Source organism: Bifidobacterium sp. (genome assembly GCF_051876855.1).
In the GTDB taxonomy this organism is placed as follows: Bacteria; Actinomycetota; Actinomycetes; order Actinomycetales; family Bifidobacteriaceae; genus Bifidobacterium.
Window position 1 is genome coordinate 11,074 of the sequence record NZ_JBJEIH010000119.1, and the last position, 9,767, is coordinate 20,840.

The following is a 9,767-nucleotide window of genomic DNA, read 5'->3' on the forward strand; positions in this document are numbered from 1 at the left end:
AGAGCGAGCCAGTACATCAGACCCAACAAACACAGACCCAACAAACACAGACCCAGCAGACACAAGCGCAGCAAATGCCCAAATCTGCGCAACAGCAGCACCCCATACCACCGACACGACCCTATCCGCAGGCGGTTGCCGGCATGCCATACACCACCCCGCCAGCAACACCCTTCGCTCCCAGACGCGACCCGCTCGCCGCCCCCGACGGCTCGACACCTGCCGACCGCAGACTCCTCGCCATCGCCAGCGCGGCGATCATCCTGCCAATCCTGTGCGACCGGCTCGTGTTCGCATGGTCGGACGCCAACACGTACACGCCATGGTTCGACGGATTCTGGCTGGCAGCCATTGCCACCGTCACCGTCCTGTTCTTCCGTACCGCGCATCGCAGCCTCATGTGGTGCTTCACCACCATCGCCACGGCGATGCTGTGCGCCTACGCAATCGCCATGCATGCGGCCGGCAACATCGACGATAGCTGGGTGACCACCACCTTCCTCGCGATTCCATGCCTGTTGATGATGACGTTGCAAATCTCGGATGGCGGGTTCGACCCCCACCACCCGTGGCTGATCGTCAAACGCTGGCTGCACGGGTGGATTTCCCCCTTCACCAAGCTCAATGCGGTCGGCTCGACGCTACGGCACGCCCAACACGCGATTCGTGCGCTGCCTCAAGACCAGAGCAGTGCATCGTCCGCAGGTACTGACACCGCCGGCAGCGAGCGGCGCACAGAACACATGAGCACGGCCCGCCGCATCCTGCTCATCATCGTTGTCGCCGTCCCCCTGCTCGTCGCGCTCACTGCGCTTCTGGCTTCCAGCGATCTGGTGTTCAACTACGCGCTGCGCCGCATGATCGGATCGATCGACATCTCCGAATTCGTGCGCCACGTGCTCATTATCGTGTTCCTCTTCCCCTTCTGCCTGTCCATCCTCGCGCAGACCGAAGTCACCAACCGGCTGCGCATGCACGCGTGCACGCCGTCCGGTACGGGGGATGCCACAGCCAACCGGAACGAACGCACCTTCGACACGACAGTGGCCGCGGTTGTCCTCGCACTGGTCCTCGTCCTGTACGCGATGTTCTGCGCGATCCAGTTCGCCTTCCTGTTCAGCGGCCGGCAACTGCCCGACGGCTACACCTACTCCCAGTATGCCCGGGAAGGATTCTTCCAGCTGCTCGCCGTCGTATGCGTGAACCTCGCCGGTTACGCGCTGATTCTGTGCCGTGTGCGCCACACCGCTGCCCTGACCGGCATGCTTGTCGTGCTGATCGGCGAAACCGGGGTCATGCTCGCCTCAGCCCTGTGGCGTCTGCACTTGTACATTGGCGCGTATGGGCTCACCTGGCTGCGTTTGGAATCCCTGACCTTCATGTGGATGCTCATCGCCGTGCTCATCCTGTGCCTCGTACGCCTGTTCGTGCCTCGTCTGCCGCTGGCGACCATCGGTTTCATCCTCGTGGTCGTATGGTATGTGGCGCTGGTACTGTCGAATCCGAGCAACGTCATCGACGCCTACAATCAGGCGCGTCAAATCACCGACGCGATATGATCGCAAGCCACCTGAGCGCAGCCCAACCGGAACGGCACTAGACTGGAGACCATGTCTTACCGCATCGCATTCGTATTCGATGACACGCTCGACGTGCTCGACGGCGTGCAGCAGCATATCGTGACTTTGGGCAAGGAACTCTCCCGCCGCGGCCATGACGTGCATTACCTGGTCGGGCAGACCGAACACTCCCCTGTACCGAACACGCACGTCATGTCACGGAACGTGATGGTGAGCGCGAACGGGAACCGCATGCGCATCCCCCTACCGGCAAGCCGCCGGCTCATCGCGCGCACGCTTGCGGAGGGCGATTTCGATATCCTGCACGTCCAGGCGCCTTACAGCCCGTTCATGGCGGGCCGGGTGCTCAAGGCGGCGTCGCCAAATACCGGCGTTGTGGCGACCTACCATATCGCGGTCAGCGACCCGTTATCCGCCATTGGCGGGCTGGCGCTCGGGGCGATCAACGCGCACACTCACCGGCGTATCGACGAAGTCATCGCAGTGTCCGATGTCGCGGCGCGCTATGCGGCGCTGACCGCGCATACGAACGCACGCGTCATCGCCAATCCGGTGGATGTGGGCATGATGCGCGATAGGGCGGCCGCTGTCGATGCCGACACGTTGGACGGTGACACCATCACCCCGCATATCGTGTTCCTCGGCCGTTTCGTCAAACGCAAGGGCGCGGATATCCTGCTCGATGCAATCGAATACGGCGAACGGCACCGGCTCCTCCCCGCCGGCACCCATGTGACGATGGCCGGCAAAGGCCCGCTGCTCGAGGAATGCCGGCGCCGGGCCGCCGGGTTCGACACACCGGTCACCTTCACCGGATTCATTGAGGAATCCGCCAAACCCGCTTTGTTGCGCAGCGCCGATGTCGCGGTCTTTCCCGCGACGGGTGGTGAATCCTTCGGCATCGTGCTGCTGGAGGCAATCGCCTCAGGTGCGAAGGTCACGCTTGCCGGGGACAATCCCGGATACCATTCCACACTGCTGGGCGATACCGACGCGCTGTTCCCCGTGCGCGGCCGTGAAACCGCGCGGATACTGGCGCAACGCATCGCGCGCGCCATCGATGACGTCGCATGGGCGAAACAGGTACATCGACGCGAGGAACTCCTGCTTGAACGTTATGACGTGCGCACCATCGCCGACCAGGTCGAGCAGGTGTATGCGCAGGCGATCGCCAAGCGTCGAGCAGTCTGAAAACCCACCCTTCGCAGCACAGCCCGGTATTACGATTGAGGCCGCACCACAGGCGGGAAGCGGGATGCCCGCAAACCCGGCCCGATGCGGCCTCAATCGTAATACCGGTGTCCGCCGTCGGTATGCACGCACACGCCGGAGAACACCGAGCGCGCCGAATCAGGTGTCGATCTTGCTGCGGTCGAAATCGTCCGCGTTCTCGACGATGAACTGGCGTCTCGGCGGCACTTCCCCACCCATGAGCAGGTCGAAAATACCGGCCGCCTTCTGCGCATCCTCCATGCGGATGCGCCGCAGCATGCGCGAGCGCGGATCCATGGTCGTGTCCGCCAGCTGGTCGGCGTCCATTTCGCCTAGGCCCTTGTACCGCTGGATGTCGGGATTGTAGTCGATATGTCGTCGATCGAGGTCGGCGAGCTTGCCGGAGAGCTCATCGTCCGAATACGTGTAGATGAACTCGCCTTTGTGCTTGCCGGCGAGCGCAATGCGATGCAGCGGCGGGACTGCCGCATACACGTGGCCGGATTCGATCAGCGGGCGCATATACCGGTAGAACAGCGTGAGCAGCAGGATGCGGATATGCGCGCCGTCGACGTCGGCATCGGTCATCATGATGATCTTGTTGTACCGTGCCTGGCTCAGGTCGAAGCTCGCGCCGGAACCCGCGCCCACCACTTGGATGATTGAGGCGCATTCCTTGTTGGACAGCATTTGCGACAGGCTCGCCTTCTGCACGTTGAGGATTTTGCCTCGGATCGGCAGCAGGGCCTGGAAGCTTGAGTTTCTGGCGGCTTTCGCGGTGCCGAGCGCGGAATCGCCCTCGACGATGAACAGTTCGGCGATATCGTCGTTGCCCGGCTGGCAGTCGGAGAGTTTCGCCGGCATGGATGCGGCCTCGAGCGCGTTCTTGCGGCGGGTGACCTCTTTGGTCTTGCGCGCCTGGATGCGTGCGTGCATCTCGCCGACGATCTTCTCGAGCACCCTTCCGGACTGTTCCTTGTATCCTCGTTTCGAGCCGGTAATCATCTCGCCGAACTGCTGCTCGGTCATCTTCGAGACGATCGGGCGCACCGGGGCCGTGCCGAGCACGTCCTTGGTCTGCCCTTGGAACTGGGGTTCGGCGATACGCACGGTGACGACTGCGACCAGACCGGCGAGGATGTCATCGCGTTCCACGCGGGTCTTGGAATCCTTGAGGTTGACTTTCAGCTTGCGCGCATTGTCTTCGACGCTCTTACGAATCTGCTTGGTGATGCCTTGCAGGAAACCGTCGACGTGCATGCCGCCGCCGGGGGTCTCGACGACGTTGACGAAGCTGCGCAACGTGGTGTCATAGCCGTTGACCCAGCGCAGGGCGATATCGACTTTGCAGGTGCGCTCGATGTTCTGCGCGTGCAATTCGCCTTTGCTGTCAACGGCCTGTGTTTCCTCGGTGTAGGTGTCTTCCCCGCTGATGCGCCAGATATCGCATACCGGTTCGCCTTTGGACAGGAAGTCCACAAAATCCTTGACGCCGCCGGTATGGAGGAATTCCTCGACCCTGCGGTGGGGGCGCGCCGCGGATGCGATGGCCGCCTGGTTTGCCGCCTGTGCTTCGCGATCGTCGGCGGCGCCATCTGTCGCAGTGTTTTCGACTTGCCCGGTGTCGGGGTTGTCGTCAGCGTGGTCTGCGATGTCGGTACTGTCTGTGCTGTCGGAACTGTCAACAGTGCCGACGCCCGCGTCGGTATCGTTTCCGAGCGCGTTCCCGGCGATGCCGGTGGTTTCCTCCGGCGTGTCGACTTCGAGCATCGCGTCGACGGAGACGTCGCCTGTTTCGGGAATGTTCTCGTCGATGACGGTGATCTTCAATCCCGGAACGAGGAAGGTTGTCTGGCGGACCCGGTCGATAAGCTGTTCGTAGCTGAACTGCGCGGTATCGTTGAAAATCTCCGGGTCGGCCCAGTAGCGGATACGCGTTCCCGTGGTTTTCGGCGAGACCTTGCCGATGACTTCAAGCTCGGTCGCACGGTTCTTACGCGTGCGTTTGAACGGGGAATCAGGCGACGGCTTCGACGGGTCGGCGTCCTGGTAGACGCCGGGATGCCCCTGATGGAAGGCCATGTGGTAGGTCTTGCCGTTGCGGTCGACTTCGACGTCGAGACGGGAGCTCAACGCGTTGACCACAGACGAACCCACGCCATGCAGACCGCCTGCCGCATTGTAGGAGGCGTTGCCGAATTTCGCGCCGGCGTGCAGCTTGGTTAGGACGACCTCGACGCCCGTAAGACCAGTTTTTGGCTCGACGTCGACCGGGATACCTCGACCGTTGTCGTCGACCTCAATCGAGCCGTCGGTATGCAAGATCACCTTGATGTCGTTGCAAGCACCCGCGAGCGCCTCATCGACGGAATTGTCGATAATCTCCCACAGGCAGTGCATCAGGCCCTGACTGTCGGTCGTACCGATGTACATGCCGGGGCGCTTGCGCACCGCGTCAAGTCCCTCGAGCACGGTCAGGCTGTCGGCGCTGTAGTTTTCCTTTGCCATAATCCCCATTCGTTGTCTTGCGTTTCGTTTCCCGCCGTCGCCCGTCCGTATGCGTGCCGCCCTGACAATCAAGGACAGCCCGCATACGGCGTCACGTCACTGGTCGAGGAAGTCGCGCAGGGTCTGCGAACGCGAGGGGTGACGCAGCTTCGACATGGTCTTCGATTCGATCTGGCGGATCCGCTCGCGGGTCACGCCGTACACGCGCCCGATATCGTCAAGTGTCTTGGGCTGGCCGTCCTCAAGGCCGTAACGCATCTTGATGACGCCTGCCTCACGCGGCGACAGGGTTTCCAGCACCTGCTTGAACTGCTCCTGCAACAGCGAGAAGGCCACGGCGTCGGACGGGGCGATGGCATCGGTGTCTTCGATCAGATCGCCGAATTCGGAATCGCCGTCCTCGCCGAGCGGGGTGTGCAGGGAAATCGGCTCACGGCCGTACTTCTGCACTTCCTGCACCTTCTCGACCGGCATGTCGAGTTCGCGTGCCAGCTCGTCGGGCGTAGGTTCACGGCCCAAATCCTGCAGCATCTGCCGCTGGACACGGGCGAGCTTGTTGATGACCTCGACCATATGGACAGGCACGCGAATCGTACGCGCCTGATCGGCCATGGCTCGCGTGATGGCCTGACGGATCCACCACGTGGCGTAGGTGGAGAACTTGAAGCCTTTCTTCCAGTCGAACTTTTCGACTGCGCGAATCAGACCGAGGTTGCCTTCCTGGATGAGATCGAGGAACAGCATGCCGCGGCCGGTGTAGCGCTTGGCCAGCGACACGACCAGACGGAGGTTCGCCTCGAGCAGGTGGTCCTTGGCCTTCTTGCCGTCGGCCGCCGCCCACTTGAGTTCGCGCTTGCGCTTGAAGCTCATGCCTTCGCTCTCGGTGTCCAGCAGATGCTGGGCGTACAGGCCGGCCTCGATGCGCTCGGACAGATCGACTTCCTGTTCGGCGTTCAGCAGGCTGACCCGGCCGATCTGCTTAAGGTAGTCCTTGACCGGATCGGCGGTCGCCCCTGCCGCGATGACACGACGCTTGGGGTTGCCTGACGGGGTGAGGTTGTCGTCGTCATCGTCATCGCGCATGACGAACGCGCCCTTGGCCTTCGGCAGGACTTCGGGCTCACGATGCTTGGGCTTGTCCTCCTCTTCATCCTCAGAGTCGTCCTCGTCCTCGTTCTCGTCGTCGGAATCGATGTCGTCGTCGAGGTTGTCGGGATCGTCACCTTCGTCGAGGTCGTCGAAGTTCTCGATGTCCTCGTCGTTGATGTCCTCGTCGTCCTCGAGCTGCGTCTCGTCGTGCTGGGCCGCCGCGGGCTCGGCACGCTTGGCGGTACGTTTGCGCGGCGTCTTGGTGGCGCTTGCCGCGCGGGATGCCGTTTTCTTGGCCTTCGGCGCCGCGTCCTCACCGCCCGACGCCTTCGCCGCCTTCGATGTCTTCGCACTCTTCGCTGCCGCGGTCTTCCTGGCGGATGCCGACGTTGCGGACCTCTTGGTCGCCTTGGCCGGTGTCGCAGCCTTCTTCGCCGCGCTCTTGCGGGTGGATGTGGTCTTTTCGGTCTGATCAGCGTCCTTCTTGCTTGCCGTCGTTTCCTTGGCCAAACTTATCCTCCTGCGTGTTCCCGCCATACCGCGGCCAAACGAAGGGCGCAGTTATGGCAAGGGCAAATCGTCAACTATAGAAGTTAACCATCTTTCGTGGACGAATATTCCCGTGCGATTGGGACAGCGAAGTGAGACGTCACAGCCTGCACACGATGTCACAGGGAGCACCATTGCGGTTTCGTGCCGTTGTCCAGCGCGTCGATGACGATGCCGGCGAGCGTGCACGTGGGGTCGAGATGCAGGGCGATTCGCGCGAAGATATCCGTTCGCTCATCGTCCCCCCACCACAACAGATAGGCCAGACACGCCGCGATATTCGACCGGTAGGACACCGGCACGAGTTCAATCATGCGATCAAGCATCTTCGCGGAAGCCCGCAGACAACCAATGCGCGGAACGGCCTTGGGCTCGTCGAACGCTTCGGTGAGCAACCTGCCCATCGTCACTGCATTACTCGGGCAGGACGGTTCCGCGGCGAACCGCAGCAGCGTCTCCTGGTCAATCGGATCGATGCTGACCGACGAGACAATCAGAGCGTCACGAATGGCGATATTCTGCCGCATCCCCACCGCAAGCCTGAGCAACAGCTGATCGTCGGCAGGCAGGTGCGACCCTCCCTCACGCTGGTTGCGATGCCACATCTGCAATGCCTCACCAACCCACAGCCGAGTACCGATGACAACGCCTTCCTCATGGCGCAATCGCCGGTATCGCGCATTCTGGAAGTCGACCCAGGCTTCAGGCAACAGCCCGGGCGATTTCCACGCCCTCCACGTCCCTTCCGGCTCGGGCAGCTCCTCCCACCGGCGCAACGGCAAGCAACCCCCTTGCGAATACCAGTATCTGGGAAAGAGCCGCGAAGCATCCGCACCGGGCAGCGGCTCCCCCTTTTCATATGTCCATTCCCAGTAGCGTGCCAACGCGTTGAATACCAGCCGACTCATTTGTGGCTGCGTGCCGTCCTTGTTGTCGTCTTCCATGGTTCCCCCATCCCCCGGTCAGTGCCGGGACTTCATGCGGATACCCCGTGCATCCGCCCTTGTTCAGCTTGCAGCACGGCGATAGCGCCCGTCCAGCGCGGCAGACGAATGTGGTCAAAGGATGCGAACCGCCCCAGGTATCGCTTCAGCGCCGCCTCGCCGCACCAGCCGCGTACACCGGAGCATCCCGCTCGCCGGCGCTCGCCGCATTCAATGCCGACTGTCGCGTTCATTGCCACCGTCCCCGCGCGACACGCCCCCTGTCAGCCGCCGGGAATGTCGCAACGCTGTGGATACCCTCGTAGGCATGAGCATGCCGTCAGATCTGGAACGTATTGAACAGCGCATCGATGACCTGGTCCGCGAACACCTCGCCGTGCCCGACGCCGAAATCGCCGCATCGTGCCGAGATGTCCTCCACGAGGTCGCCACGCAAGCGGTCGTCTCAAGCCAAGGAGGCAAACGGCTCAGAGCCCGCCTGGCGCTTGCCGCGTTCGATGCCGCCGGCCTGCCGGTTACGCCGCAGGCACGGGAGGCGATGACCGACCTCGCCTGCGCAATCGAGGTGTTCCAGACCGCCGCGCTCGTCCATGACGACATCATCGACGATTCGGATCTGCGCCGGGGCAAGCCGAGCGCCCATCGCGCGCTCGCGCAGCAGACGCACAGCGAATCCATCGGCCGCGGCCTCGGGCTCATGCTCGGAGACATCCTCGCGACCGTAAGCATCTCGATCGCCAACGCCGCGGCATCGTCGCTAGGCAATCCCGACACGCTGCGTTCGGTGTTCCTTGGCATGCAACGCGATGTCAGCGTCGGCCAGGTGCTTGATCTCGCGGTCGAACTCACCCCGTTGAGTGACCCGGCACGCCTCGCGGATGCCTCGCTCAACGTTTTCCGCTGGAAAACCGCCAGTTACACGACTATGGCACCGCTGCAACTAGGGTTGACGGCGGCGGGGACCGATCCGCAGATCGCAGGGTTGCTCAGCGAACGCATCGGCAAGCCACTCGGTGTCGCATTCCAGCTTGCCGACGATCTGCTCGATGTCATCGGGTACACGAAGAACACCGGCAAACCCGTCGGCGGAGATATCAAGGAAGGCAAACGTTCCGTACTGCTCGCCGATGCCCTCTCCCTGTCGTCGCCGTCAGACCGCAACGAACTGACCGCCATGTACGAGGCTCCCTCGCGCGACGCTGAGCAGGTGCGCCGCGGCATCGAAATCTTTACCGCAAGCGGGGCGGTCGAACTCTCGCGCGAACGGATCCGCAAGCTCTGGGCGCAAGCCGGCCAAGCCATCGCCGAAGCAGAACTGCCGCAAACCTCACGCGACATGCTCCTCGAGGCGTGCCGCACCTTCATCCCCGATTCCTGCCTGTGATCCGGCTGCAACGTTCGCAGGTCCCGACAGCCGGCGAGTAGCCCGAGGCATGTAGACTAGTGTCATCACCATTAAGTAAAGGGCCTGCGAACATGACTGAAACTGCGAACGAAGGGCAGATCATCGACGACCGGTACCGTATCGTGCGCAAAATCGCCGACGGCGGCATGGCTACCGTGTATGAGGCGATCGACATGCGCCTTGACCGGCATGTCGCCGTCAAAGTGATGCATGCGCAGCTGGCGCAGGGACCGCATCGCGAACAGTTCGTGGAACGATTCCACCGCGAGGCCCGATCCGCGGCGGCCATCGCGAACCCGCATATCGTCCAAGTCTACGACACCGGTGAGGTCGAGGGCCGTAACTATCTGGTCATGGAATACGTCCATGGGGTCAATCTGCGCTATGAGATGAACCAGCAGGGGCCGTTCACCGTGCGTGAGACCCTGCGCGTCGTGGCGGAGCCGCTGGACGGGCCTGCGGCGCCGCATCGAGCGGCGG

The 9,767-nt window shown here is 62.7% G+C and carries 7 protein-coding genes; 4 read left to right on the plus strand and 3 right to left on the minus strand.

Translation table 11 applies throughout. The features are described from left to right. The coding region (locus tag ACI38B_RS07740) for a DUF4153 domain-containing protein (RefSeq protein ID WP_439730232.1) at positions 1–1,559 on the plus strand (1,559 nt) is incomplete at its 5' end. Positions 1,560–1,610: 51 nt separating this feature from the next. Continuing rightward, positions 1,611–2,771 carry a glycosyltransferase family 4 protein gene (locus ACI38B_RS07745; protein WP_439730233.1) on the plus strand — a complete coding sequence of 387 codons (1,161 nt, stop codon included), beginning with the start codon at positions 1,611–1,613 and terminating at the stop codon, positions 2,769–2,771. Positions 2,772–2,930: 159 nt separating this feature from the next. On the opposite strand, the gene ACI38B_RS07750 is transcribed toward ACI38B_RS07745, so the two are convergent. The 3 genes from ACI38B_RS07750 to ACI38B_RS07760 form a co-directional block, all read right to left on the minus strand. Continuing rightward, complete coding sequence (locus ACI38B_RS07750) at positions 2,931–5,300, minus strand: DNA gyrase/topoisomerase IV subunit B (protein ID WP_439730234.1); 2,370 nt, start codon at positions 5,298–5,300, stop codon at positions 2,931–2,933. A 96-nt stretch (positions 5,301–5,396) separates the two neighbouring features. Continuing rightward, positions 5,397–6,926, minus strand: a complete 1,530-nt coding sequence (locus ACI38B_RS07755; protein WP_439730235.1) for an RNA polymerase sigma factor — start codon at positions 6,924–6,926, stop codon at positions 5,397–5,399. Between the two features lie 131 nt (positions 6,927–7,057). Beyond that, the gene (locus tag ACI38B_RS07760; RefSeq protein ID WP_439730236.1) at positions 7,058–7,882 is read right to left on the minus strand and encodes a hypothetical protein; all 825 of its coding nucleotides are present in this window, start codon (positions 7,880–7,882) and stop codon (positions 7,058–7,060) included. 307 nt (positions 7,883–8,189) lie between these two features. On the opposite strand from ACI38B_RS07760, the gene ACI38B_RS07765 reads away from it, so the two are divergent. Beyond that, the gene (locus ACI38B_RS07765; protein ID WP_439730237.1) at positions 8,190–9,266 is read left to right on the plus strand and encodes a polyprenyl synthetase family protein; all 1,077 of its coding nucleotides are present in this window, start codon (positions 8,190–8,192) and stop codon (positions 9,264–9,266) included. Positions 9,267–9,358: 92 nt separating this feature from the next. Further along, on the plus strand, positions 9,359–9,767 hold a 409-nt coding region (locus tag ACI38B_RS07770), incomplete at its 3' end, for a protein kinase domain-containing protein (protein ID WP_439730238.1).